Genomic DNA, 26,407 nt, shown 5'->3' on the forward strand with positions numbered 1-26,407 from the left:
AATGGTTTTCTTTTTTATTCGCTTATTACGTTTTTGATCGCTTCTACACCTTGGAGAAGCTGTTCTTTTGTAATTGTTAGTGGCGGAAGCAGCCTAATGACATGTGTTCCGGCCGGAATGCAAAGTACTCCTTTTTCCTGAAGTTTTAAAATATAGGGAGCAGCTTCTCTTTCACACTCAATTCCTGCCATAAGTCCCCTGCCTCTGATGGCTTTAACACCGGGAATACGGCCAACTTCCTCCGTGAGAAGACTGAAAAGATATTCTCCCTTTTCTTCAGTCTCTTGTAAAAACCCGTCGTTCAGCACCTCTAATAATGTCGCTTCGGCTGCAGCCATAGCCAGAGGGTTTCCGCCAAACGTTGATCCATGACTTCCTGGCCCAAAGGCGTCCTTTAGCTTTTCTTTGCCGATGATTGCTCCTACGGGAAAGCCATTCCCTAGACCTTTTGCTGCCGTAACAATGTCCGGACTGAGATTTGCATGCTCATAAGCAAATAGCTTTCCTGTCCGACCAATCCCTGTCTGCACCTCATCCACGATAAGCAGTGCACCGTGTTCTTGTGCAAGCTTTTGTACTCCATGTAAAAATGCATCTTCTCCAGGAACAACACCGCCTTCTCCCTGGACTATTTCAAGAATTACAGCTGCTGTTTCTTTATCCATTTCTCTTTCCACCGCTGCAAGATCATTGTAAGGAAGGTACATAAAACCGTCCAGCATAGGACCAAAACCTTCATGAATCTTATCCTGGCCGGTAGCAGCCATTGTTCCATAGGTTCTTCCATGAAAAGATTGCTTGAAGCTCAGAATCTTCGTACGCTGCGTATGCTTCCGGGCGAGTTTAATGGCAGCTTCGTTAGCTTCTGCCCCGCTATTGCAAAAGAAGACAAGATCTCCTGCCGAATGCTTTGTTAATAAGGAAGCCACTTTCTCCTGAATTTCAAAATGAAACAGGTTTGAGCCGTGCCAGCCTTTAGATAGCTGCTTTTCTACCGATGCGATAACATTGGGATTCCCATGACCTACATTCACAACGCCTATTCCAGCCATAAAATCAAGGTATACTTTTCCGGTTTCCGCGGTAATGTGACATCCTTCTGCTTTTTCAAATGCTATCTCCCAGCGTTTATACGTAGGAAACAAACTTGTTTTTGTCTCTTGTATCATTTCCATCGAGCTTCACCTTTCTTTGCTTAGAGGGTTGCTGTTGCTTCCTTCACAATTGCTGTTCCTTTTAGTGTGCCATCTTCGTTTCTGGAGTCTGCCTTACCGCCTGCAATCACAACTTTTTCAATTTCCCCCTGCAGACTGTCAATAGCAGCTTTTACTTTCGGTATCATTCCTCCGTACACCGTTCCATCATCTATGAGCTCCTGCACCTGTGCAGCAGATAAGACTTCAAGAAGCTGCCCATCTTTTAACACCCCGTCAACATCTGTCACAAAGACAAGTTCTTGGGCTTTCATGTAGTTGGCAACAGAAGAAGCTGCAGCATCAGCATTTACATTAAGGTGATCCCCTTCTTCAGTACATGCAATCGGAGAAAGAACTGGGATGGTCCCTTCTTTCAATAAACTATGAAGCAATGAAACATTCACTTTGTTTATTTGGCCAACAAGACCCAGGGAAGCAAGATCTACGGGAACCGCCTGTAGTAGAGAGCCATCACAGCCTGAAATGCCAAGACCTTTCCCTCCAGCTCTTTGAAGTCCTTGAACGATTTGCTTATTCACCTTTCCGCTTAATACCATCTCGGCAACCTCTAAAACGGCAGGTGTCGTTTTCCGAAGTCCGTCAATAAATTGTATCTCCACTTCAAGCTTTTCAAGCATTGAATTAATTGCTGGTCCGCCGCCATGAACAATTATTGGATATTTTCCAGCCGTTTGCATCGCCACGATCCCTTTGAAGAATTCTTCGTTTAATTCATCAACTGTAGAGCCTCCACATTTAATTACGACGATCTCCTTCATCAATCTCCCCCCTTTTCATTTTTGGGCATTTACGTTCGGTAGCCCGCGTTTATCCGTACATAGTCATATGTCAAATCACACCCCCAGGCTTTGCCAGTTCCCTCTCCAACATTCAAATCAACATGAATCGTTACTTCTTCATTTGTTAGATATTCTGTTGCCTGCTCTTCGGAAAACCAGACCGGCTGACTGTTTTTTAAGGTAGGAATGCTCCCGATTGATATATCAATATTATCAGGATCAATTTTGGCGTCAGTGGACCCTATAGCAACAATAATTCTTCCCCAATTCGCATCAGTTCCGTAAACAGCTGTCTTCACTAAGTCAGAACCGACAATTTGCTTTGCTACCTTGCCTGCTTCTTCATCAGATGCTGCTCCCTTTACTTCCACTTCTATAAGCTTGGTGGCTCCTTCACCGTCTCTTGCGATCTTTTTTGCCAGGCTTTCACACGTGAGTGATAACCCTTTTACAAAAAGGCTCCAGTCAGGATGCTCAGGGTGAAGGGGTTCATTTTCAGATTTACCGCTTGCCATAACGACCACCATATCATTGGTTGATGTATCACCGTCTACCGTAATTCTGTTAAAGGTAGTATTGGTTACCTCAGACAGTGCCTGCTGTAAATAAGAGGGTTCAATATTTGCATCGGTTGTAATAAAGCTTAGCATTGTTGCCATGTTCGGATGAATCATTCCTGATCCTTTTGCTACTCCTCCAATGGTCACTTTCTTCCCATCAACGTTCATTTGGTAGCAGGCATGCTTCTTCATCGTATCAGTGGTCATAATGGCTTCGTTAAATGAATCAGCATCCTTAAAGCTCCCTTTTGTTTCAATGGCCTCTACACCCGGAAGGATCTTATTCATTTGAAGCATTTCGCCAATAACGCCTGTTGAGGTTACAGCTACATAGTGTTCTGGCACGTTGAAAGCCTCAGAGCTTTTTTTGCGCATTTCATAAGCATCCTTCAATCCTTGTTCTCCCGTACACGAATTAGCATTGCCACTGTTTACCACAATCGCTTGCAGCTTTCCTTCCGCTGCAATGCTTTCCTTTGTTACAGCAAGGGGTGCTGCTTGAATTGGATTTAACGTATAGACCGCTGCACTTGATGCAGGCACGTCACAGAAGATCGCACCTAAGTCATTTCGTTTTCTTTTCACCTTTGTATGGACTCCTCCTGCTGTAAATCCGGCAGGACTGATAATGCTGCCCTTTTCCACTTCAACAATTGACTTCGTTTCTTCTGCGATGCTCACTATACTTCCCTCCAAAGCTAATTAATTAAGGGTAAACCGGTACTTGGTTTAATCCCTCGTTTTCTTCAAAACCTAGCATAAGATTCATGTTTTGTATGGCTTGCCCTGAAGCCCCTTTCACTAAATTATCTATGACTGAGACGATTGTAATTCTGCCGGTTCGTTCATCGTAGGTTAGACCAATATCACAGTAATTCGTGCCATAGACTTCTTTTGTGGACGGGTATTTTCCGTCTTCTCTGATTCGTATAAAAGGTGCATCTTTATACATCTCTTCATACAATTCTCTAAGCTGGTTTTCTGTAACAGACATCGTCGCTTTTCCATACATTGTGGCCATAATACCTCTTGTCATCGGCACAAGGTGCGGAGTAAAGGTGACAGTTACGTCTGATTCGCTCCAGCCTTTTAGAGTCTGTTCAATTTCGGGGATATGTTTGTGTTCATTAACCTTATAAACTTTGAAATTATCGTTCATCTCGCTGAAATGCGTAATGGCTGAAGGCGACCTCCCTGCCCCGGTCGTTCCGGACTTTGCGTCAATAATAAGCGTGTCTAGGTCGATTAGTTTTTCGCTGATGAGCGGGCCTAAACCAAGCAGTGTTGCTGTCGGATAGCACCCCGGGTTGGATAATAATGAACTGGCTTTAATTCCTTCACGATTCCATTCTGTTAACCCGTATACCGCTTCATTCAATAGTTCCGTATCTGCAGAGTCTCTCTCATACCAAGATTCATAGACATCTTTCTCCTTCAATCTCAGGTCACCGGAAAGGTCTATGACTTTAGCTCCGTTTTCAATAAGCTTTCCGCTATATTCAGCAGACACTCCAGGAGGAGTTGATAAAAATACAATGTCAGCTTCCTTTCCGATCGTTTCTGGATCAATCTCCTGAAGCTGAGATGTATATAAATCGCTCAAATGCGGATAGCTTTCCTCCATTGCTTTGCCTTCCTGGCTTGAAGAATGAAACGTAATCTCCGTAATATGGGGATGACCATGAAGCAAACGAATAAGTTCTGCTCCTCCATAACCTGTCGCTCCTATAATCGCAACTCTCATAAAATTGCACCTCTTTTTATCTTTATGCGTTTTTCGTTGTGTCTTATTATAAATTTGAATAAAAATTAATTCAACTGTATTTTTACTATTTTTTTATTTTTTTTCTAATTTGCTGACCCTGTTACACCTATTCACCTATGTACCTGCCCTGTGCGAAAGGAATAAATTGGCTGCTGACTCTTCGTTTTCTCCTGGCATTTTTCGTAAAAAAGCAAAAAAAAAACCTGCTCTTTACAAGCAGGTTCTTTCATAATTTATTCGTTCAAAGCCTCACGGATCCGTTCTTCTGTGTCATCTATTTGCTCACCAAACAAATCATTAACATGAGAATAAATCTTTTCTCCATTTTCATCAAGAATTGAAAAACCTCTATAAGAAATATCCCCGTCAGACATATCAACAATTTCTATTACTTCCTGATTTGGGTCTGATAGAAAGGAATAAGTAATGCCAGCAGCTTCCTTAAATTCTTCATGGTGGCCTGGTGAGTCAACGCTTATGCCATAGATATCCACATCCACATCCTCAAAACGATCAAGTTCTTGCTGCAGCTGCACGAGCTGCTGTTGGCAGAGGCCTCAGCCAACGCCAGTAAAATGAAACAGCACGGTTGGCTGCTCTTTATTCACAAGACTGATTTCTTCATAATTTTCATCATGAAGAGCCAGTTCCTCTTCCTCTTCTCCGCAGGCCGCAAGCATCATAACTGCAAGGGCCAGCAGCCCAGCTAAGAGGAGCCTTGGATAAACTTTTTTCATAGGGGTCTCTCCTTTAACATATACATCAGCTCGAACCGATTACTGCTTTTTTCAGGTCCCAAGACAGTGTATCAGTTATTCAATGTCAATCCAATTAAAATGCTTCCCTATGAACCTGTAAGGTATTTCAAATCCTCAACAATTGGAGAAGTATCATTATCAAGCCCATCATATTTTCTGATGACTTGTCCTTCCCCATCAACCAAAAAGAAACTAGTAGCATGGACAATGTCCTCTTCTTCAGGCACCTTTTGGACTACACTTCTAAAAGAGGACTGAGCAAATTCTTCTATTTCCTCATCTGAGTACCCTGTGAGGAAATTCCAGTTACTAAAGTCTACATTGTAATTTTCACCGTAATTTAAAAGCCGTTCCGGCGTATCAAATTCAGGGTCCACTGTAAATGAAACAATCTGTACAGGTACGCCCTCTTCTTCCAACTCTCCCTGCAAATTAAGTTTATTAGGTGTCATTAAAGGACATACGCTCGGACAGCGGGTAAAGATCATACTCGCAAGCCAGTAGTCACCTTCAAGTTCAGAAAGCCCAAAAGATTCTCCATGCTGGTTTGTATACTCAAAATCCTCAACCTGCATGTCTGCTTCTGAAATGTCATATTCACTTTCTGCAGCCGGGCTGGCATAAAGCCATCCGCATCCACTTAGGAGAAAAATCAGTATAATTCCCATGAATATCAATAGTTGCGTGTTGCGCATAAGTCTCCCCCTGTATCTGCAATGCCTGCCCATGTTCCTCTGAAGCCAGGGCAGCTGTTGTTGCTTTTGTAGTATACGGTTTATTGACCCTTTAGCTGATTCAAATTGGCAGTAGGTAAATCACTAATCGTCAGTTCACCGTCTTGTGTCTTTTCTTTTGTAAGCCATTGTTTAAAAATCACTCCCATCATTACTCCATAGGTGATTTCCTGGACAATCTTCATTGTGACACCTGCCAGCTGCTGGTCGTTCAATGTATCAAGATATTGAAATCCATCTGACCAGTTAAACATTCCAGCCGGAACAGTGGCACCAGCCGGCAGACAATAGGCCATCACGTTTGCCCAGAAAGCAGAATCTGTATAGGTAGCATACAAAGGCTCCCCAGCAAAAATAATAAGAGCACACGCAGGAGTGATTAACACAGAGTTTCCAAAAATATATGCTATCCTGCGAAGCTCCGGAAGCTGGTCTTTGTCAGGCAGCGGGGCAATCATGTGCCACCACATAAGCCATGCACCGGCAAAAAGTGCTATTTCATAAACACTGTGCCAACCTGGAGAAAGCATAAGAGTATCAAAAACAAACGGAAAGTGGTAAAAAGAAAAGAGAGCATTAAAGGTAATCAGCCCTACGATCGGGCTCATAATAATTTTGTAGCTTACCGGTGACCGCTTTTTCCAGCGATGCATCACGGTCTGTAAAAACCACTTAGGCATCGAAGCAATGAACAATGGCACAGCTACAAAGTAAGCAAACAGCATTTGAGCCATATGGAGAGACAATATCATGTGCCCGGCTACATACAACGGGCTTCCCCATCCTAAATAAAGCGCCGCAAGAGCCAGGCCGAAATAAACTTTTTGTTTCATCGGTACAGGCTTTGAATTGATAAAGTGAACGCTCCATTTTTCAATAAGTAAATAATATAAAACAATAAGCCCCAGCAATATGATGAAAAGTTCCGGAGTCCAAAGGGCTCGAATTGAAAAAGTAGAAAAGAATTCTCCCATCCCTTTTTCGCCTCCTTAATGTATGGTATGGAAGGTTACAGGTTAGACAAGGCTAACTCCATGTACTACTATAGCACATTTTTTAATTACTTCTGATAGGATTCTGCCCTATTTCTTTCTCGTTTTTTTACAATCCATTGAACAAGATGGGGCCAGCTTATTATCAAGCAAATTCTATGCTAAATCAATAAACAACAACGGAGGGTATAATTATGGATAGACATTTAATTGTCCTTGACCTGGACGGAACTCTGCTTACTGACAATAAGACAATTTCAAAACGCTCCCTTCATGCATTACGGGAAGCCAGAAAAGCCGGACATGCTGTGGCCATTGCAACTGGAAGGCCTTTTCGAGCAAGCCAGATGTATTACCAGGAGCTTGCTCTCGATACTCCTATCGTCAACTTTAATGGTGCTTTTGTACATCACCCAGCCGATTACTCTTTCAAAGGGAAACATTCCCCGCTGGATTTAAATGTCGCTCAGACCATTATTGATACGTGCCAGGCATTTAACGTACAAAATATTATGGCCGAAGTAGTCGATGACGTATACGTTCATGACTACGATGAGCAGTTTGTTGACCTTTTTTCCATGGGAACAAGCCCGGCAGCCTATGGGAATCTAAAACATATCCTAGATAAAGACCCTACTTCACTTCTCGTTTACCCGAAAGAAAAAGAAGACGCTGAACTTTTACAAAGCCTTCTGGGCAACAAGCATGCAAAAGGTGTTCATCAAAGATCCTGGGGAGCTCCTTTTCACATGCTTGAAATTATCAAAACAGGAAACAACAAAGCCGCAGGCTTGGAACTGGTCACCGAATACTGCAACATTTCAATGGAAAACGTTATCGCTTTTGGAGATGAGGATAACGACTTGGAGATGATAGAGGAAGCAGGAATAGGAGTGGCGATGGGGAATGCAATATCTGAATTAAAAAACATCGCCAATGAAGTGACCCTCACAAACGAGGAAGATGGGATTGCTCTTTTTCTTGAAGATCGTTTAAGACTGCCATCCCCTTCTCGATGAGAGAGAACGAACTTTCTTTGTTCCCAGCTTATATCGTTCACTTAAAATAAAAAGTCAGGCTTCATTTTTAACAATGAGGCTTGTACTATAGGAAGAGAAGGATTAGAGAGGGGAGAAATGGAATGTTTGGCAAAACTAAAGGACTGAAGCAAGGAGATCCATGCCCGCCTTTTAGTCTCCCGGACATACACGGGGAGAAGCATAACATTGAAAATTTTCGCGAAGAGGCTGTTCTTCTTTATTTTATGCGAGGAACATGGTGACCGAACAGCCGAAAAGAGCTCGGGAAGCTCACTGAGATTTATAATGAAATACGCAAGGAAAATGTTCAACTGTGGACTGTTTTTGGGCAAAAGCCGGAGCCAGTACAAGAGTATGCTCAAAAACATAAAGTCCCTTTTCCTATGCTGATTGATGAAGACAGGTCTGTTATTAAAAAGTTTGATGTCTACCAAAGCATCGGCATAGACGGGGCTAATATTGCAAAGCACAGCTTGTTCCTTATATCAAACGACGGTTTCATAACATACCGTTATGTGGGAAAAAGCCAATTTGATTTTCCTTCTGCAGCTAAAATTACAGAAGTGATAAAACAATCCTGACCCTTTTCTTCAACCTGTGATAAGATAATAATGTTTGTTTATACTACTATTTTTCTCATATATATTACCTAGAATGCCTTTTGATCGATTTTCTTTATGAAGAGAGGGAGCAGGAATGAAAATTTACGAAGTGCCCAAGGATGCAGAACAGCCATTACGCGAGGAAATCGCCCAATTACTTATGGGGCAGATGGATGCCCTAGGAGAAGAGAATGCTTACGACCTTCTCCTGAATGCAATCAATTTAGCTTTGGAAGAAGGATCACAAGCTCATATTTTCGTAGCTGAGAGTAATGGAAATGTGCTTGGGGTTGCTTTTTTAAATATTGGAGTAGGATTAAACAAAGGTGGATATTACCTTTGGCTTAATGATCTGTATGTCCATAAAGAGCATCGAAATCAAGGGATTGCAAAACGTCTTCTCCTAAAAATAATTTATTGGGCTGAAAACAATGATATTAAAGGAATAGAGCTTGAAACAGGAGTTAACAATGCGGCTACTAAAGCCCTGTATAATTCACTTGGCTTCTACGATGTTGTCTCTAAGCGGTATGGATTCCGGTTTTAATGAGGCGGCCTTCTACAATGGCTGCCTTTTTTAGGACTGTTACAGGCTCTTTAACAAATCCTCTTTATAGAAATCTCTCTTTTTGATAGTGAATAATCAACGTCATGACTGCCTGATCTTTCCCCCCATTTCTGTAAGAATGGTCAACGTTTGCCTGGAACCTGAACGCGTCCCCTTTCTTAAGCGTATATATCTTTTCTTGAATCATTACCTCCACTTCTCCCTCACTAATGAATAAGCTTTCTTCTACTCCATCCTGATGAGCATGAGAATGATAGTGACCGCCCCTTTTTAGTTTGATATAAAAGACTTCAAAGGACCGATCACGTTCCTTTGGGAATACAGGATGAACGACAAAACCACCATGGCCTCCGTCCAGCTCTTGAAGCTCCTCTGCTCTAATGTGTATAATGTCAGGCTTAGGCTCTTCAATGAATGTACTAAACGCTTCATCAAGGCCTGACGCTATCTTCCAGAGAGTACTGACTGTGGGATTGGAGATTCCCCTTTCAATTTGACCGAGCATTGGTTTGCTTACCCCTGTCATTCCTGCAGCTTGATCCAACGTTAACCCTTTTCTCTTGCGTACTTCTTTTACCTTTCGTCCGATCAATGTATTTAGTTGATTTTTTTCCACTTTTATCACCTTGTGAAAGTGTATGCTATAACATACAATAATATGGTATATTGTAACATACTTTTCTCTACATATAGACAACAAAACGACTTGAGAGGAGCCTTGTCATGAGAATTGCTCTTGCCTTTCCCGAAAATACGTTTGCGTCGGGAATAAGAGATGGGCTGCCTATTGCGTTAGGTTACCTTCCCGCAGCCGTAACATTTGGTTTCTTAGCTGAAACCACAGGCTTATCGATGGGGGAAGCCCTTGCGATGAGTATTTTTGTTTTTGCTGGCGCAGCACAGTACATGGCTCTGAGTCTCCTTGCCATTGGGACCGGCGCCTTGGAAATCATTTTCACTACGTTTATAGTCAATATCCGCCACTTTTTAATGAGTGCTTCTTTAAATGAGAAAGCAGTGCCTGACCATCCTTGGAAGAAGGCGGCCTATTCGTTTGGATTAACCGATGAAGTATTTGCTGTTACATCCACAAAAGAAGGGAATGTAACCTCTTCATATATATTTGGCGTATTTATCGTTTCCTACTTAAGCTGGGTGATTAATACAGGAGTGGGCCACACCGTAGGGTCACTTTTACCCGAAACGCTCCAGCAAAGCTTAACCTTTGCCCTTTATGCTTTGTTTATTGCCCTTCTCGCTCCTTCGCTCAAAAAACACAGGAAGGTCCTGGCTCTTGCGGTCTTTGCAGCTGTATTAAACGGAACGTTCAGTTTGTTTTTAGCCGAAGGGTGGTCCATCATTTTAGCAACACTTCTTGCCTCTATTGCTATTGAGTGGCTTGAACCTAAGAAAACGTCTCAGCAAAAATCAGATCCTATTAAAGAAAGGGGCCCTTAAACATGTCATCTTCTCTTTTGCTTATCATTCTAGGAATGGCAGTAGTAACCTATATTCCCAGAATGGTCCCTCTCGTCTTTTTAAACGCTAAAGCCATACCCCCAAGACTTGAGGGTATTTTAAAAAACGTCCCCTTTGCAGCACTGGGTGCTCTTATTTTCCCTGGCATACTCTTTATACACGAATCCCCCTGGTTTGGCGTTCTTGGAGCAGCTGCTGCATTCATTCTGGCTTTTTTGGGCGGGAACCTTATCCTCGTGGTCTTAGGATCAATTTTAATTCTTACGCTTCTTACGCCTTTTTTTTGATAAAATCACTGTCCCCTATGTAAATAGGTTCAGTGAATGACTAATGTTGATAAAATAAAAGCATGAAACTCCTTCGGGAATAGCATAAAAAGAAGATCCCTCAGGGTGTTTTTAAGCTGAAGACATGCACGTGCCCGTACTTGTACCCTAAGGGGCAAGCGAGCATATTTTTAGTAAAATCACCAAAAATATGAACAAATTTTAAAAGAAAAAAAACAGAGAAAGAGAGGCGACATGTCGCCGAAACCCGTCTTTCCTGCCGTTGAAAAGGCAGTCTACTTTCTTTTTCAGCCAAACAGACATGAATAAGCGGTTGAGTATTTCCTCCCAGATGACTAAAATATAACTACTGAACAAATAGGCAGGTGAATAAGATTGGTTTTCTCATCCCTACAAGACGATCGTATTTCCCCATCAGTCAGTCAGTTATTTTCAGAGCAGACTAAACAATCAGGGGAAAGACTCTTACATAAACAATTGCTTTTCATGGTCCATACCTCTTCATCTGTCTTTTCGGGACACGTCTTACAAGACTGTGAACATCATATCCCTGTCTTTGACCGTATGGAGTTTACGAACTCCACATGCACGTGCAGTGCCCCATTCCCATGCTCACATCTGTGGGCTCTTGCGTTATTTAGCACACATTTAGGCGGCGAAGAAAAATATGCCCCTTATCATTCTTTCATGCTCAACGAGGCAGCAAGGCAAGAAAAAAGGGCAGCTAATATTTTCCAAGTTTTTCAAGCACATAACGGTGAAAAAAACAAAAATCTAGCTGCAGACTGGCGGTTTATTTACAATGGGCAAAGTGAACCCAGCAAGAAAATTATAAGCTGTCTTACTTTCATAGAATCTATCTTCTCTTTATTCCATTCTTTTCCTAACAATGGAAGAGATACACATGACAAACACCTGAAAGAATTTTTATCGTCTTTCTTCCTTGAATGTGAGATTTTGTTTTTTCAAACAGAGGATGAACCAGACGAATTTCATGAATGGCTGACGAACTATTTATTTGATCAATACGCACTTTCTTTCTCTTTTTCCTATACTCCTTACCAGGCGTTACTGCTTTTATGGGCTATCTCGCGTCAACAACACACTCAGGTACATAAAATCGAGAAGCGGACAGCAGCTATTTCTAAAGAATTTCCGTTTGATTTATCTCCTGCCCTGGCTGCCTCGGCAATGGCCATGCATAAAGGCGAAAAAGAAAAAAGCCTGGGATACCTCGTTCCCTGGAAAGGCAGGCTGGAGCCGGAAGTACTCTTATTTCACTTACAATCCATGTATGCTTCAAGTGATTGGAGCTTCTTAGAAGCCTTTTTACATGAGCTTTTTACTGATCAAGCAATCTATCGTAAGACCCAGCTTCTTTTTTATAAGAGGGAGTTATTTTTACAAAAGTACAATCTTTCTCCAGAAGAGCTTGACCTATGGGATAAGTGGGTCGCCCGGCCGGGATTGCTGAAGTTTAACAAACAGCAAAAAAACTCTGCACTTTCCAAAGAACGAATCCTTGAGTATATTCTTCCAAGGTTAGAAGCCAGCCTTCAAGAAGTCGAAACCAAAAAGCTGTATGTCCGGCTTATCTCCCAGGAAAAGTTATACTCTAGAGGATTAAGACATTTATTGAGCATTCAAAAATCGCCAGGAAACATGACTGATGAAGAAAGGCAGCTGCTAGCAGCTTCTGAACACGATTTTCCCGAACAAACGCTGGCTCTATATCACCAATACTTTTTACAATGCATAAAAAAGAAAAATCTTACTGCATACCAAGAAGCCATCGTCCTATTAAAGAATATGAAGCGAATCTATATTTCTCTCGAACGACCGGAAGCTTTTCAGATTTTTTTAAACCAAGTCAAACAAAGATACAGTACGTATCAAGCCCTTATCAGGGAGTTGAAAGCCATTGAGCCAGCTAAATAATATAAGTCCCCCTATCCTCCATATAACATACAGCCAGCCGGGCAAATGGGTGGCCTGGTGCGAGAAAGGATCCATGTCTCCCGCCACTGCCTACGGCAGGTTTCCCTTTCTTTTTCCTATAGAAGAATGGGCTCCCTTAGTTTTTTATGAAGAAAAAGAAAGTTATTTTGGGACAATGATTTCTTCTGTGGAAACAAAAGTAACAGTACCGGTTAAAAATGGCGAGGGGGAAAGTGAATCAGGGGTCTTTCAAGCTCTTCTTTCCTTTAATACCGCAAGCAATCATAGTGTAGAAAGCCTGTCTTCCTTTTTGATAGAAGGCGTCGCAATAGAATATAATGACCTGTTTTTAAAACGAGCATCTGCTCTTAGAAGCCAGGCGGAAGAAGGAAACATTCTATTAGGAAAGGACGCTCAGTACTGGCTTGACTTCTTCCAAGAAATGATTTCACTTTTAAAAGACAAGTCGTTTTTTCCGGGACAAGATGGACATTGGTACCTGAAAGGCATAAACACCCAAAAGTGGTTTGAAGCTATGCCTCCTGCTGCGGCAGCGGCCGAAATATCTGACTCTCAAGAAAAGCGATTTCCTCCATTTCTATCAGATAGCTCTTTTTCACAGCTTACTCATCGGACCGCAGATTTCATTATAAGAAATACGTTAGAAAAAAATGATACACTGCGGTCATCGCTTATAAAAGATATGGAGCACATGGATGCCCAACGGCATCTTGACCCTGGCTTTTCAAAAGATACTCCATGGGATCCTGAGCAAAAGCCGCTATTGTCTTGGTTTCAACCGTATCCCTTCCAACTTGCTGTTTCTATTACTGAACCCGTAAACATGTCTAAAGAGTGGGAGATGGAAATCTTTTTACAGGATAAAACTTCCTCTGATGTTACAGTAAATATAGAAGACATTTCTCGAGGGCTTCACCCTTGGAAAGAAAACCCTGTTCCTTACTTTATCCGGGCGCTGAAGGATCTTAAAGAGATTGCTCCTTCCCTTCAAGAATTTTCTCTCCATAAAGGAAGGATACGCTTATCAAGGGCTGAGGCTGGCATCTTTTTACTTCAAGAAGCGGGTGAATTGAAGAAGCAGGATATCGCTGTACTGGTTCCTAAATCTGTTACCATTAAAAAACAGCCCGATAACATAATCATGAAGGGTCAGCCTTACCATTCGACAGTAGACCCCCTGATCAACTGGGATGATCCAGCTTCTTTACAATATGACATTCAAATTGGGGATTTCATGCTGCCAAAAGAAGAATTTCTTCTTCTTATTGAGCAGCAGGAACGAATCCTTACCTGGAATAATCAATGGGTTGTATGGGATCCTGACCTCATGGAAGCATGGTACAAGAAGATTCAGCAGCAACCTATGCAGCAAGTCATGAAAATGGCAGTACGAGACGTGGAAAGCTCTTCCTCTGTTTCTAAAGAGGAGTGGTACTCTGCCTGGGAAGGAGATATATCAACATTGTTGGAAAGAGCTTACCGACAGGATCCTGTGTTACTATCTCCTCCAGCATCCTTTAAGGGAGAACTTCGACCTTATCAGCATGCCGGATACTCCTGGCTTATCCAGCAAAGGCGGCTCGGTCTTGGCTGCTGTCTTGCTGATGACATGGGGCTTGGAAAAACAGTACAGACGATTGCATATATAGTTACTGTTCTTTCCCAAAATAGCCGTCTCTCTTCCTCTCCTTTTCTATTACTTGCACCTACTTCTTTAATTGAAAATTGGAAGGAAGAATTTCAACAATTTGCTCCTTTTACAAACGTTCACGTTCACTATGGAAAAGACAGGTCTGTGACAAGCGAGGAACTTCTCAGCCAGAACGCTGATGTGATCATTACTTCCTATGGGCTGGCGGCTAGAGACGAGAACATCCTAAAAGCTATTATCTGGAACGGTCTGATTTTTGATGAGGCCCAGTATCTTAAAAATCTGCAGTCAAAACAAAGAAAGAGTGCAGCAAAGCTTAAAGCTGTTCATAAAGTCGCCTTAACCGGTACACCAGTTGAAAATCGTCTCCATGAACTGTGGTCAATTCTTGACCTGTTAAACAGAGGATACCTTGGATCAAAAGCTCAATTTGAAAAAGACATTATCCAACCCTTGCAAGATGATAAGGAAGAAAAAAAGCAACAGGCAATACAAAAACTGCAAACTCTTATTGCCCCCTGCCTATTACGAAGAAAAAAGAGCGATGACTCCTTACACCTTCAGCTTCCAAAGAAAAAGGAACAAACTCATTTACTTGGCTTAACAGAAGAGCAGGCGGCTTTATATCAAGCCGTTGTTAATAACTTACTCCGGGGAGTACAGGGAAAAAATGAGACAGCACGAAGAGGAGCAGTTTTTGCAGCTTTTACACATCTTAAGCAAATATGTAATCATCCAGCTCAATATTTAAAACAAAAAAGATTAGAATCTCACCGTTCCAAGAAATGGGATTATTTTCTTTATCTCCTTGATAATATTAAAAACCTGGATGAAAAAGTCCTTGTCTTTACACAATATACAGAAATGGGCTCCTTAATAGAAAAAGAGCTCAATTATCACATGGATATACCTGTATTCTACTTGTATGGTTCTTTGTCCAGGCATGCAAGAGAAAACCAAATTAAGATGTTCAAAGAACACGAGGGGTGTGCAGTTTTTATTCTTTCCTTAAAAGCCGGTGGCGTGGGGCTTAATTTGACAGAAGCTACTCATGTTATTCATTATGACCGCTGGTGGAATCCTGCTGTTGAACAACAAGCAACAGACAGAGCATATCGTCTTGGCCAAACTTCAGACGTTACCGTCCACACTCTCGTTGTAAAAGGAACTATTGAAGAAAAAATTGATCGGCTGATCAAGGACAAAAAAACACTAAATGATGAAGTACTTGCTAATAACCTTCCTCTGTTTGACAAATCAACAGAAGATGAACTAGCAAGATGGTTTCAACTGGAATAAGTGAGGAGGCAGGCGAATGAATAATATAACAAAAGAGCCCTGGAAAACTTATTGGTACGGTACAAAACCTATTCCGTCCCCCCACTCTGATGATAAAAACAATGTAAACCTTTCTCAGCCAGAAGATATAAATAAACTTTGGAGCTCCTGCATAGAAAAGATTGCAAAGCATATATAAATAGTTTCCAACCATCAATCGAGATTGAAAATGTGGCACAATATAAAAAGAGACCGTGACAAAACCTAGCTAATAAGAAGGGCCCTCATCATCGACCAAGCCTATTTTAGATCAACAAAACGGTGCCAACTATCGACAAGCGATAATTGGCACCGTTTTTACTTTTCAGAGACTGTATTATCCCAGCCCCTTTCTTCATCTAAATCACTGACAAAGACTAGCATTCGTTATCGCTGACGCTTCTCGCATGCGAATTACTTCATTTTCAGCTTACTCTATTGCGACTGTCTTGTAGATCGTCATTTCCTCTTCTTGAACAGCTTCATCATTAACTTCAGACGCGGTTACTGATAAGCGTACTTTATTTTCCCCGGAATCCAACTTTCGTTTTTCAATATTCCCTTCCCAGGTATGACTTTCATTTCCCTGAATTACTTTCTCTGTTAACACCTGGGTAAACATCATTCCCTCTGAATAGCGATAGAGTTCTTCACCATCTTCCGCTGTTACAACCACTTCCACTTGCTGGCTGGTGCGAAAAAATAAACGAAGAGCTTCTTCTCCAGTATTTTGAAGAGTTAATGACCAATCTACTGTTTCTTCCCTTTCGTCGATCTCTGCAGAAAGCTCCCAGCCGTTGCCCATCGCTGTTTCTCCTTCCTTTGAAGAATCATCTTCATTCATTTGTGTTGAACCGCATGCTGTTGCAAGAAATAGTAATAACAACAAGCCCAAATGCTTCATGACGCTCCCCCTCTATCCTCTCCTGTTCCTCTATCATATCATGTGTAAAAACAGAAAAATGCCTTTCCTCTAGACAGAAACAGAATACCCATTGGGCTCATTAAGATCGCAATTTCCATTAGTTATCTTTGCGAAACACTCCAAGAATACTAGTTGTAGTAAGGATATTTGTGAACGCATCAGGGTCTACCTCCTGAAGAACCTGTTGCAAGGCATACAATTCATATCTGGTTATAACAATCATCATAACTTCCTTATCCGAAGAGTCAAATCCACCCTTGGCAGGAATTCTTGTTATCCCTCTTGTAATGTGTTTATGAATGGCCGCTCTCAGCTCATCTGGTTTTTTCGTAACGATCATTGCTGTTACTTTTACATGCCTAGTATGAATAGCGTCAATAACCCTTGAACTTACATAAAGGGCCACGAGAGTATATAAGGCGCTTTCCCAGTCAATCAGAAAGCCTGCTCCTAATACAATCAAAGCATTGAGCAAAAAGAAATACGTACCAACGGGGCGGTCACTTAATTTTGCAAGAATAAGAGCTATGATATCAAGACCGCCCGCTGAAGCCCCCCATTTCAAGGCAAAGGCTGCCCCTACTGCTGTGATAACGCCGCCAAACACCCCGTTTAACAAAATATCAGGTGATAATTGTATGATTGGTAATGTCTCAAGGAAAAATGTAGTTAAAGCTACATGCATAAAACTGTAAAATGTAAAAAGCTTCCCAACTTTTAACCAGCCCAATATAGCAACCGGCACATTGAGAATAAATAGAAGAATACCCGTTGATAGTGGCAGGAATTGTGCAAGGAGCTGAGCGACACCCGTTAACCCGCTTGCAAAAACTTGAGCAGGAATTAAAAACATGTTCAGCCCAATTGCCATAATAATAGCCGAGACTACAATGACTCCTACCTTTTGTACTTCCTGCATTAATGTTGAACTCTTCGTAATCATAAACTGACACCTCGGCAATATAAATAATTCGTCTGCTGCTTCTCTACATCGGTGAAAGAAGAGGACGACTTCACACTAAGTTTCTTCGTTCAAATCTTTCCAGCCACCCATTTAACCATAGCTAACATGCCTTCTCTTGTCACCTTATGACCTGAAGCTGGTTCAAGGTGAAATACCGCATTGTCTTCCTGAACATCTACGGCTTCATGTAAAGCCTGGTAAAATGTATAGGCACTATGATAAGGCACCACATCATCAAGTTTACCGTGCCAAAAAAAGAGAGGCCTGTCCTTAAATTTCTCAACCTGCGTTGATATATCGTAAGGGCGCAGAGCAGCTACTTGCTTTTCCGTTTCCTCAACACTTAGATTTAAAACACCTTCTTGAGTAAGTCGGCTGATTTGTTGACGGGCAAATGTTTCCCAGGACGGGTTTCCCATTAACACAGCTCCTCCTCTAACCCAGTTAAATGCGGCAAGCGCACCGCTTGTCAGAATGCCTCCCATAGAAGTGCCTGCCATAAATAAACGCCCGTCTGCTATTAACTTCCGCTCTTCCAAGGCATCCCGAACGGCACTTGAGTCCCGGATCCCCTGAAGAACAATAGCCCAAAATGACAGGCTTAGTTTTTTCTGAGAAACCCCTTCCCCTCTGTCTCCGTGATATAGCGCATCAGGGAGTATAACACGAAGACCTTCTTTAGCCAATAAAAAAGCATAATGAAGGTTATGCTCTTTTGCACTTGTAAAACCATGCCAAAAAATAACGGTTGGTAAAGGGAGAGACTTCTTTTCTTCATCTGCTATGATAAGGGAAGGAATTCCACGCAGTTTAGCATCTTGTACAGCAATCATTCTAGCACATCCCTTTTTACTTAGAATGGGGTTTTTTTCTTTTTCTATGTATGGTCTTTGTCCACAGGGAAAAGGGCTGCCTGGTTCAGGCAGCCTTTTGGCTGAATATGAAGAAGACAAGGGAAGTAGCTCCCTTGTCTTCTATCTACACGGTCATGGTGTAAAAATTTTATCACACGTCACTTACCTTAGCACCTGCCGGGGATTTAGCCGGATCTTCATCCTCGCGATCTTGAGCTTTATTATAATGGAACACTGAGGTTTGAGCCCCTTCAGCTACCATGTTGTTATCATCAATATCATAAGGATCAGAATGTCCTACCTTTTCATTTAATTCTGCATCTTCATCCTCTTTTGCTTGTCCTTTAGCTTTAGCTACTAACCGCTGTGATGCATGCATAACCTTTTCTTTTCTTTCTTCATTCTTCATTACGTAAGCTACAATTCCAGCAACTGCTGTTGCAATACTTGATAACATTACTAATCTTTTTGCCATTACTCTATTTCCCCCTATCAGAATATTTATTATTTACTTACCCTACTTGTTTAAATATAAACACTTTTTCCTGACAGGGAAAAAATACTCTGGCTTAGACTCTGTAAACTATTTATCCCATAATGCAATTCTTTGAATGCTATCTTCTTCTTTGTCGCCTATAAACCAAAGGCTGCCATGGTCCACTTCATAGATATAGACTCTGTTTCCGTCTATTAATTCGGTTTCATGATCCCGACCATAAACTCTTTGTACTTCGGATAGAGGATCCCCAGGAGACACGCCTTTGGAAGTAGAATAATCAGCAGAGGCCATCATAATGTATGTAATATAGTCGTCCATTACCTCAAATTGAACATCCGGCACTTGGCCTGTTCTTTTTATCCCATACCTATCTGTATACACAAATTCATTGTTTCCACCATAAAATCCTACGTAGTCAGCAGCCTGGCCAAACCCTGTGTTCCAATGAATATCAAATTTCCTATCTACTGCCTGAACTGAATCCCCTACACTTACTCCCTCAATTCCAAGAAGGTTTCCAGTTTCCAAATGAAGATGGTCTGGATTATCATACCATGAGGCCTTCATACCCAGATCCTGCAGCGCTTCAATGTTGACTGCTTCTTGACCTTCCACTTCTTCAACCATTGAACGTTCTTTAATATAATCAAACGGCTCAGCAACTTCTCCCTCCCCGCTTCCATACTCTTCGTATTGAGAAAGAGCCTGAATCGCTGCCGGTAATGGCAGGAATAACTCTCCTTCCTTAAAAAAAGGGGTGTATATTTGGCGCTGCCCATCTATGTATAATTCAGGTTCTTCTAAAGAAGATTCATGAAATGACTGTTCTTCTCTCTCATTTATTTCTTCAATTTGGTTTTGGCCTGCTATGTCCTCTCGATCTGCTTCTTTTGCCGGAGTGCTGTCTTCCCAACTAAAAGGAGCTGATAATTGGCCTGAAAACAGGAAAGCAGAAAAGATACCAGATACTATCAGATTCACTTCTATCCCCCTCACATTCTTGCTTTATTTATTTTTAGGCTTCTGCCCTCCATTCATAAAAAAAAGAGGGACAGAGCCCTCTTTTCATTATAAAGCGTTATCCATTTTTTTGAAATGTTTTCCTTGCTTTTATCAAGGCCTTCTTCCTGTTATCATTCTAAAGATTAAAACAACTAAGGCGACAACAAGTAAAATGTGGATTAATCCTCCGGCAATTTCAAATAAGAATCCTAATAGCCATAATGCGATGAGCACTCCAATAATCGTCCATAACATGTTAACCCTCTCCTTTGCTTCTCAGCCATCATAGCAGCCGGTCACCTTTATTCTCACAGCTGCTCCAATTACTCCTTGCTTTTCTAATTTCCTCTTTTCTTCTCCACTAAACTAACGATAGCTCTATTACCTAAAAAAAGAACCTGACGATAAGCTTATCATCAGGTTCTTTCATTATGTCTGCCTGGAGTATAGTCCCTCTATGTCTCTTACTTGCCCTTCCCAGCCGGATTCTGTTTCACTTTCCCAGGCAAGCATTCCACCGGCAAAGTTTTTTACATTTTCAATTCCGTTGTCTTTAAAATATAAGGCGACATGATGACTCCTTGTCCCGCTCCTGCATATAAAGATGTATTCCGCATCCTTATGAAATTCTTCTATTCTCTCTGGGATGCTTTGCATTGGGATTAACGGGACGTTGGGAATATGCCGCTCAATATATTCCTCAGGCTCCCTCACGTCAATAAGAATCGGTGAAGACTTCTTTTGGTCAAAGATCTCCTTTAATTCTGCATAATCGAGTTGTTCGACACCATCTAGGTGATAGCTCATTTTCCCACCCTCTTTCCTATTACAATTTGCCGTCCTCCTCAGGGGGCTTTCTTAATTTCAACAATCGGTAAGTATGACTGACAATGACTTTTCCTACCGCATAAGTGGGCACAGCAAGAAGAAGTCCTATCAACCCTGCAAAACGGCCTGCCACCAGGAGCAGGAGAATAATTGTTAATGGGTGAATGGAAAGCTTTCTTCCCATCACCTGAGGGGCAATTACATTGCTCTCTATTTGCTGGACGACAACTACTATAATTATAACTAATAACGCCATCAATGGCGAATGCAACAGACCGACAATAACGCCTGGAAACGTTCCAATCCATGGGCCGATAAACGGTATCACGTTTGTAAACATGGCCACCAATGCCAAAACGAGGGAGTAATCTAGTCCAATGATTAGATAGCCAATATAAACTAGCACGCCAACACAAAAGCTCACAATAATCTGTCCTTGTATGTAAGAACTTAATGCGTTATCCATATCTGATAACACTTTCCTGCCCTCCTGCTGATGCTTAAGCGGCAGAAGCTTCAACACCATATTAGGCGCCTTCTCTCCTTCTTTTAACATATAAAAAAGGATGAAAGGAATGATAACTATTATTATAAGGAAATTAGCAATTGCCCCAAAAAGACTCGCTAAATTGCTGCCTAATTGTCCTGCAAAGTCATTTAGATACTCGGCTGCCTGGCGGGTAAGTTCTTCAATACTCAGTTCTTCATTCTGTTCAATAAAATTATTAATCCATTCATTATTCTGAAGCTCAATAATCATATACCGTATTTCATTGATAAAAAACGGTACATTATTTACAAAACTATAGAACTGACGCTGTAATTCAGGACCTATCAGGTAAATTAAAAAAGAAATGAGACCGGCCCCGCCTAAATACAAAAGAAGAATAGCTGCGACCCTTGGCATCCTCCTGCTTAAAACCTTTACAACTGGCCTTCCCAGGTAATACAGCACCCCGGCCAGAATAATTGGGGCAAACAAGGTTTGAATCAGGACGACAATCGGGGTAAAAATAAAATCAATCAGCGTTCCTAAATATATAATAATAAAAACAACTATAATCCCGTATCCAATTGTGAAAAATTTTCCCTTTGGCATGTGATCACCTACTGATATTATATGATAAAAATATAACTATTATATCATATATGGTAACCTACTCTGCCTGTCTAACCTGCTCTCGAATCATTCTTTTTCTTCCGCAAGTACCAGGTAACTTATGCTCAATACTGCTTCCAGGTGAACAACTTTTGCAAAATTCACAAACATCTGTCAAAAACAATGTGTTTAGTGTAAAAAATATCCAAATAAACTAGGTCTTTTGGTTGTTGTCCTTTACTTTTATAGGCAATTTTGCTTTAATTAAAGCGTGAACCTACGTTCACTTCAGACAAAATATAAAGGGGGAAACAAGATGAAATCTAAGTTTTCATTTTTGCTTGTCATGCTGCTTACTTTCGGCCTGTTTCTAGCAGCTTGCGGGGAAGCTGAAGACGGTGTAGATGAGGGTGCTGAAGACGCTCCAGACACTGAAGAAACAGAAGATGACGCAGCAGAAGATGATGGAGAAGCTGCCGGGGATGAAATGACAAGACTTCAATTAGGAACTGGGAGCACAGGGGGTACATACTACCCGCTAGGCCAGGAAATGGCTAATGTTATGAATAACCACGTTGAATATGAGGACTTTGATGTAAGTTCTGTCTCTTCTGGTGCCTCTGTGGACAACCTTGCTCAAATCTCAAGAGGAGAAATGCAGCTTGGTATGACTGTTCACCTTCCTGCACAGGATGCTATAAATGGCGAAGGTGAGTTTGAGGGCCATGCTGTAGAAAACGTTGGATTTATGGGACACATTTACCCGGAGGTTATGCAAATTGTAACTACTGAAGGGTCTGGTATTGAAAGCGTTGAAGATCTTGAAGGAGCTAATGTAGCAATCGGGCCTCCAGGGTCGGGAACACAGGAAGCTGCCCGCTTAATCCTTGAAGCTGCTGGTCTTGAAGACGGAGACTACAATGCTTATGAAGAAGGATTTGGCGATGCTGCCGGCCAGATTCAAGACGGTAATATCGATGCTTCCTTTGGATTGTTAGGTCTTCCAGACAGCACAATTGATGAGTTAAGCAATCAGCGTGATTTAAGAATTATTTCAATCTCTGACGATATTCTTGATGAAGTAGAAGCGAACAGCGGCTATGAAAGAATGGAAATCGAAGCTGACAGCTACGACTTTATGGAAGAGTCAGCTATGACTGTAACGGCATACGCAGTTCTTGTAGGATCTACTGATCAGGTAAGTGAAGAGCTAGGCTACGAAATCACTCGTGCCCTTTATGAAAACGCAGATGAAATCAGTCATACTCAAGGTCAGCATACTACAAAAGAAAATGTTATGAATGGATCTGATGATCTCCCTCTTCACCCAGGAGCAGAGCGCTACTTTGAAGAAGAAGGTCTTCTAGACTAATCTCAGTAGAAACGGGCCGATCTGGCCCGTTTTTTACTTTCTTCTTTAAATAATGAGAATATTATGGGAATTAAGGTATTTCAGCCTATTAAAATGAAGAGACATAGCGATTCATTTTTGTTATGATGATGGTGATTCCTTTCTCCTGCATGCTTACTGATACTTCTACTTTGCAGCCTACATACATTAAAGGTACTTTTATACTACAAAAGGTGGTGAGTGAATGACTGACAAAGATAATAAGAAGGAAAATAAATCAGGCAGCGGGACCTCCATAACCGAACAAGTGGATGCTCAGGAGAACCAGTTGAAAGAGCAGGAAATCATATCTAAATATGATAAAGAGTCTGCCTATCGGCAGAACTTGATGAAATGGGGATGGGTCGTTGCTATTGTGGGGATCTCCCTCACTATATTCCACTTATATACAGCAGTTAATGGTCCCTATGTTTCGATTGTCCAGGGAGCTATCCATCTTGGTACAGGATTGGCGCTGATTTTTATCTTATATCCGATCAAGCGCTCCATGACAAAAAAGCCGGGTGTCCCCTGGTACGATGTACTCCTTGCTGCCATAGCTTTATATTGTAATTTCCATATCATTTGGAATTATGAAACGTTAGTCAGCAGTTCAATTGTCGCTGGGTATACAGATTTTGATACGCTAGTTGCTGTCACGGCAGTCGTCTTACTGCTTGAGGCTACACGACGTGCTGTCGGGCTTCCCATTGTTATCATCGCGCTGGGCGCGATTTTGTATGGGGTTTATGGCGACTGGGCCGGATTGGGCGCTTTCTCTCACGGCGGGTTTACATGGGAAAGATTGACAACACGTCTTTTCTTTACTACCGAAGGGATTTTTAGCACCCCGATACAAATTTCATCCACTTTCATTTACCTCTTCTTATTCTTTGGAGTGATGCTCGTCCAAAGTGGTATTGGAAAATTCTTTAACGACCTGGCCTTTGGAGCTACGGGCCGATTTACAGGTGGAACGGCAAAAGCTGCCGTGTCAGCCAGTGCCCTTCAAGGGATGGTAACAGGAAGTTCTGTTGCCAATACGGTAAGTTCGGGTTCCTTTACAATTCCCATGATGAAACGCGCAGGATTCAAACCTGAATTTTCTGCTGCTGCAGAAGCCTCTGCTTCTACCGGTGGACAGATTATGCCGCCTATTATGGGGGCTGCAGCTTTTATCATGGCAGAATACACAGGTGTGCCGTACAGTGAAATCATTTTAGTTGCTATCGTCCCTGCCATGCTTTACTTTTCTGGTGTATTTATGGGAACACATTTTCAGGCCAAAAAACAAGGAATCTACGGACTGCCTAAATCGGAGCTTCCGTCCTTTAAGGGTATTTTAAAAAGAATGGACTTGATCGCTCCTTTGGTTGCTATCGTAGCACTGCTATTGATGGGCTATACAGCTACTTTTGCTGCCATGTCAGGTATCGTTACAGCCTTTGTGGTCAGCTTATTCCGGAAAGATACAAGAATGTCCCTCCGCGATCTGTTATGGGCGTTTGAAAAGGGTGCTCGAATTGCCCTCCCTGTCATTGCTGCGTGTGCCACAGCCGGGATCATCGTGGGCGTCGTTACCTTCTCAGGACTGGGCGGTAAACTTGCAGGCGCTATCCTGGATTTGGCTGCAGGGAACTTCTTCTTACTATTGTTCTATACAATGATTGCTTGTATTTTGCTTGGTATGGGTCTGCCAACAACAGCCAACTATGTTGTGACTGCCTCTATCGCTGCTCCAGCATTGATTCAGTTTGGTGTCCCAGATATTGCAGCTCACTTCTTTGTTTTCTATTTTGGTATTGTGGCAGATATTACACCCCCTGTTTGTTTGGCCGCTTATGCAGGGGCCGGGATAGCCAGGGCCAATCCAATGGCAGCCGGGGTAAATGCCTTAAAGCTTGCCATTGCAGCCTTCATCATCCCGTACGCCTTTGTATATAATCCAGTGCTGGTGCTTGAGGATGCTACGGCTATGACGCTTATTCCAGCAGTATTGACTGCTTTGATTGGTATGGCCGGTGTAAGTGCCTCATTAATGGGTTACTACTTTGCTAAGCCAAATATCATTGAACGGATTTTGTTATTAGCCGGAGGCCTTATGGCTATCTACCCTGGAAACTTAATGATTTCTCTACCGGGGATAGCAATTCTGGTTATTATCGGTATTATTCACCATTTCCGCAACCGTGGAAGCAAACAGCAAACAGCATAACAACAAAAAAACTGTGCGAGTAAAACCGCACAGTTTTTTCTATTAATCATGAAAGACATCAAATGTCCCCCATAATTCCTCTAACTCTTTTAAACGCACCGCTACTTTCTCATGCTCTGAACGGGTTACCGCAGTAATTAAAGCACTTACTATGCTCAAAGGGGCGCTAAACGAGTCTATAAATGAATTAATCTCCGTTGACGCCAGGAGCTTTCGGTCTCCGTATGGTACAAGGGGCGACATTAAATGGTCTGTAATGACCAATGTTTTAGCACCTTGCTGCTTGACATACTTTAGCACTTCTACTGTTCTTTTTGTATATCTGGAAAAACCAAAGCCTATCACAAGGTCTTCATCAGTGATGTCAAGCAAATGCTCTGAAACTCCATCAGCCTGTGTCACCATTTCAGTATTCTGCAAAACCAGGTCTAAATAAAATTCTAAGAAAAGACCTAAACTGGCCGCACTTCGATATGCAATGATATAAATACGTTTGGCGTGAATGATATCGTTCACTGCTTCATGAAAAACCTTGGAGTCCATTTGTTGAAGAGTTGTATTCAAGTTTTGAATATCATCTGCTAATATCTCTGTTACAGCATTTTCAGGCTGATCTTCTTTATCAGTTGTTCTTGCAAAGACCTCTGCTGAAGTCCATTTTCTTTGCAGTGCTTCCTGCAAGTGACGCTGCAAATCTGGGTATCCCTTGTAATCTAAGAAGACAGCGAATCGAACTACTGTAGCCTCACCAACCTCCACGTTTTTAGCGAGCTTAGAAGCTGTCAAAAAGGGAGCCGTTTCTGGATTGTTAATTAAATAATTTGCGATTTTCTTTTGAGATTTGCTCATTTCATCCTGAAGATCAATGATGCGCTGATACACTTCACTTTCCAGCATGGTCTCTCATCCCTTTGTAGCCAAAA

At 41.8% G+C, this 26,407-nt stretch carries 27 protein-coding genes and 2 pseudogenes; 11 read left to right on the forward strand and 18 right to left on the reverse strand.

Going from position 1 to position 26,407, the window contains the following annotated elements; all coding sequences use genetic code 11:
• Positions 1 to 14: 14 nt before the first annotated feature.
• From CEF17_RS11610 to ctaG, 8 genes and pseudogenes are all read right to left on the reverse strand, one after another.
• Complete coding sequence (locus CEF17_RS11610) at positions 15 to 1,169, reverse strand: acetylornithine transaminase (RefSeq protein WP_100400887.1); 1,155 nt, start codon at positions 1,167 to 1,169, stop codon at positions 15 to 17.
• A 26-nt stretch (positions 1,170 to 1,195) separates the two neighbouring features.
• A complete protein-coding gene (argB, locus tag CEF17_RS11615) occupies positions 1,196 to 1,975 on the reverse strand; it encodes an acetylglutamate kinase (protein WP_100399671.1) in 780 nt (259 codons plus the stop codon).
• Positions 1,976 to 2,004: 29 nt separating this feature from the next.
• Positions 2,005 to 3,237, reverse strand: a complete 1,233-nt coding sequence (argJ, locus tag CEF17_RS11620) for a bifunctional glutamate N-acetyltransferase/amino-acid acetyltransferase ArgJ (RefSeq protein WP_442857437.1) — start codon at positions 3,235 to 3,237, stop codon at positions 2,005 to 2,007.
• Between the two features lie 25 nt (positions 3,238 to 3,262).
• Entirely contained in the window at positions 3,263 to 4,300 is a 1,038-nt protein-coding gene (gene argC / locus CEF17_RS11625; RefSeq protein ID WP_100399672.1) for an N-acetyl-gamma-glutamyl-phosphate reductase, read from the reverse strand.
• A 254-nt stretch (positions 4,301 to 4,554) separates the two neighbouring features.
• Positions 4,555 to 4,863: pseudogene (locus CEF17_RS11630) on the reverse strand (redoxin domain-containing protein); the annotation flags it as partial.
• Between the two features lie 15 nt (positions 4,864 to 4,878).
• Positions 4,879 to 5,058: a hypothetical protein gene (locus tag CEF17_RS11635; protein WP_054634946.1), complete on the reverse strand. Its 180-nt coding sequence runs from the start codon at positions 5,056 to 5,058 to the stop codon at positions 4,879 to 4,881.
• 107 nt (positions 5,059 to 5,165) lie between these two features.
• Positions 5,166 to 5,774 carry an SCO family protein gene (locus tag CEF17_RS11640; protein WP_100399674.1) on the reverse strand — a complete coding sequence of 203 codons (609 nt, stop codon included), beginning with the start codon at positions 5,772 to 5,774 and terminating at the stop codon, positions 5,166 to 5,168.
• Between the two features lie 80 nt (positions 5,775 to 5,854).
• Positions 5,855 to 6,787, reverse strand: a complete 933-nt coding sequence (gene ctaG, locus CEF17_RS11645) for a cytochrome c oxidase assembly factor CtaG (protein ID WP_100399675.1) — start codon at positions 6,785 to 6,787, stop codon at positions 5,855 to 5,857.
• 212 nt (positions 6,788 to 6,999) lie between these two features.
• On the opposite strand from ctaG, the gene CEF17_RS11650 reads away from it, so the two are divergent.
• The 4 genes and pseudogenes from CEF17_RS11650 to CEF17_RS11660 all read left to right on the forward strand — a co-directional run bounded on the left by CEF17_RS11650 (position 7,000) and on the right by CEF17_RS11660 (position 8,994).
• Positions 7,000 to 7,824, forward strand: a complete 825-nt coding sequence (locus CEF17_RS11650; protein WP_100399676.1) for a Cof-type HAD-IIB family hydrolase — start codon at positions 7,000 to 7,002, stop codon at positions 7,822 to 7,824.
• Positions 7,825 to 7,946: 122 nt separating this feature from the next.
• Positions 7,947 to 8,087: a thioredoxin domain-containing protein gene (locus CEF17_RS20045; RefSeq protein ID WP_157843019.1), complete on the forward strand. Its 141-nt coding sequence runs from the start codon at positions 7,947 to 7,949 to the stop codon at positions 8,085 to 8,087.
• Between the two features lie 18 nt (positions 8,088 to 8,105).
• Positions 8,106 to 8,426: pseudogene (locus tag CEF17_RS11655) on the forward strand (peroxiredoxin family protein); the annotation flags it as partial.
• 115 nt (positions 8,427 to 8,541) lie between these two features.
• Entirely contained in the window at positions 8,542 to 8,994 is a 453-nt protein-coding gene (locus CEF17_RS11660) for a GNAT family N-acetyltransferase (RefSeq protein ID WP_100399678.1), read from the forward strand.
• 64 nt (positions 8,995 to 9,058) lie between these two features.
• Here CEF17_RS11660 and CEF17_RS11665 read toward each other — a convergent pair whose 3' ends face one another.
• Positions 9,059 to 9,631: a helix-turn-helix domain-containing protein gene (locus CEF17_RS11665; RefSeq protein ID WP_198508959.1), complete on the reverse strand. Its 573-nt coding sequence runs from the start codon at positions 9,629 to 9,631 to the stop codon at positions 9,059 to 9,061.
• Positions 9,632 to 9,738: 107 nt separating this feature from the next.
• On the opposite strand from CEF17_RS11665, the gene CEF17_RS11670 reads away from it, so the two are divergent.
• From CEF17_RS11670 to CEF17_RS20050, 5 genes are all read left to right on the forward strand, one after another.
• A complete protein-coding gene (locus CEF17_RS11670) occupies positions 9,739 to 10,473 on the forward strand; it encodes an AzlC family ABC transporter permease (RefSeq protein WP_100399680.1) in 735 nt (244 codons plus the stop codon).
• Positions 10,474 to 10,475: 2 nt separating this feature from the next.
• Positions 10,476 to 10,781, forward strand: a complete 306-nt coding sequence (locus CEF17_RS11675; RefSeq protein WP_100399681.1) for an AzlD domain-containing protein — start codon at positions 10,476 to 10,478, stop codon at positions 10,779 to 10,781.
• Between the two features lie 687 nt (positions 10,782 to 11,468).
• Positions 11,469 to 12,719: a hypothetical protein gene (locus CEF17_RS11680; protein WP_198508960.1), complete on the forward strand. Its 1,251-nt coding sequence runs from the start codon at positions 11,469 to 11,471 to the stop codon at positions 12,717 to 12,719.
• Complete coding sequence (locus CEF17_RS11685) at positions 12,703 to 15,690, forward strand: DEAD/DEAH box helicase (RefSeq protein ID WP_100399683.1); 2,988 nt, start codon at positions 12,703 to 12,705, stop codon at positions 15,688 to 15,690. The genes CEF17_RS11680 and CEF17_RS11685 overlap by 17 nt, the downstream gene beginning before the upstream one ends.
• A gap of 16 nt (positions 15,691 to 15,706) precedes the next feature.
• Positions 15,707 to 15,868, forward strand: coding sequence for a hypothetical protein (locus tag CEF17_RS20050; RefSeq protein WP_157843021.1), 162 nt, complete (start codon positions 15,707 to 15,709; stop codon positions 15,866 to 15,868).
• A gap of 270 nt (positions 15,869 to 16,138) precedes the next feature.
• Here CEF17_RS20050 and CEF17_RS11690 read toward each other — a convergent pair whose 3' ends face one another.
• From CEF17_RS11690 to CEF17_RS11720, 8 genes are all read right to left on the reverse strand, one after another.
• The gene (locus CEF17_RS11690) at positions 16,139 to 16,612 is read right to left on the reverse strand and encodes a BsuPI-related putative proteinase inhibitor (protein WP_100399684.1); all 474 of its coding nucleotides are present in this window, start codon (positions 16,610 to 16,612) and stop codon (positions 16,139 to 16,141) included.
• A gap of 118 nt (positions 16,613 to 16,730) precedes the next feature.
• On the reverse strand, positions 16,731 to 17,576 hold the full coding sequence (locus CEF17_RS11695) for a YitT family protein (protein ID WP_083465201.1): 846 nt from the start codon (positions 17,574 to 17,576) through the stop codon (positions 16,731 to 16,733).
• Positions 17,577 to 17,665: 89 nt separating this feature from the next.
• The gene (locus CEF17_RS11700) at positions 17,666 to 18,430 is read right to left on the reverse strand and encodes an alpha/beta fold hydrolase (protein WP_157843022.1); all 765 of its coding nucleotides are present in this window, start codon (positions 18,428 to 18,430) and stop codon (positions 17,666 to 17,668) included.
• A gap of 172 nt (positions 18,431 to 18,602) precedes the next feature.
• Positions 18,603 to 18,926: a hypothetical protein gene (locus CEF17_RS11705; RefSeq protein WP_100399686.1), complete on the reverse strand. Its 324-nt coding sequence runs from the start codon at positions 18,924 to 18,926 to the stop codon at positions 18,603 to 18,605.
• A gap of 108 nt (positions 18,927 to 19,034) precedes the next feature.
• Positions 19,035 to 19,931 carry a hypothetical protein gene (locus CEF17_RS11710; RefSeq protein ID WP_100399687.1) on the reverse strand — a complete coding sequence of 299 codons (897 nt, stop codon included), beginning with the start codon at positions 19,929 to 19,931 and terminating at the stop codon, positions 19,035 to 19,037.
• A 132-nt stretch (positions 19,932 to 20,063) separates the two neighbouring features.
• On the reverse strand, positions 20,064 to 20,207 hold the full coding sequence (locus tag CEF17_RS20055) for a lmo0937 family membrane protein (protein ID WP_157843023.1): 144 nt from the start codon (positions 20,205 to 20,207) through the stop codon (positions 20,064 to 20,066).
• Positions 20,208 to 20,381: 174 nt separating this feature from the next.
• The gene (locus CEF17_RS11715) at positions 20,382 to 20,759 is read right to left on the reverse strand and encodes a rhodanese-like domain-containing protein (protein ID WP_100399688.1); all 378 of its coding nucleotides are present in this window, start codon (positions 20,757 to 20,759) and stop codon (positions 20,382 to 20,384) included.
• A gap of 19 nt (positions 20,760 to 20,778) precedes the next feature.
• Positions 20,779 to 21,879, reverse strand: a complete 1,101-nt coding sequence (locus tag CEF17_RS11720; protein ID WP_100399689.1) for an AI-2E family transporter — start codon at positions 21,877 to 21,879, stop codon at positions 20,779 to 20,781.
• 316 nt (positions 21,880 to 22,195) lie between these two features.
• On the opposite strand from CEF17_RS11720, the gene CEF17_RS11725 reads away from it, so the two are divergent.
• The gene (locus CEF17_RS11725) at positions 22,196 to 23,251 is read left to right on the forward strand and encodes a TAXI family TRAP transporter solute-binding subunit (protein ID WP_100399690.1); all 1,056 of its coding nucleotides are present in this window, start codon (positions 22,196 to 22,198) and stop codon (positions 23,249 to 23,251) included.
• A gap of 223 nt (positions 23,252 to 23,474) precedes the next feature.
• Positions 23,475 to 25,484: a TRAP transporter permease gene (locus CEF17_RS11730; protein WP_100399691.1), complete on the forward strand. Its 2,010-nt coding sequence runs from the start codon at positions 23,475 to 23,477 to the stop codon at positions 25,482 to 25,484.
• A gap of 42 nt (positions 25,485 to 25,526) precedes the next feature.
• On the opposite strand, the gene CEF17_RS11735 is transcribed toward CEF17_RS11730, so the two are convergent.
• A complete protein-coding gene (locus tag CEF17_RS11735) occupies positions 25,527 to 26,381 on the reverse strand; it encodes a MurR/RpiR family transcriptional regulator (RefSeq protein ID WP_100399692.1) in 855 nt (284 codons plus the stop codon).
• Positions 26,382 to 26,407 lie beyond the last annotated feature (26 nt).

It is taken from the genome of Bacillus sp. FJAT-44742, from assembly GCF_002797315.1.
Lineage (GTDB): Bacteria > Bacillota > Bacilli > Bacillales > Marinococcaceae > Thalassorhabdus > Thalassorhabdus alkalitolerans.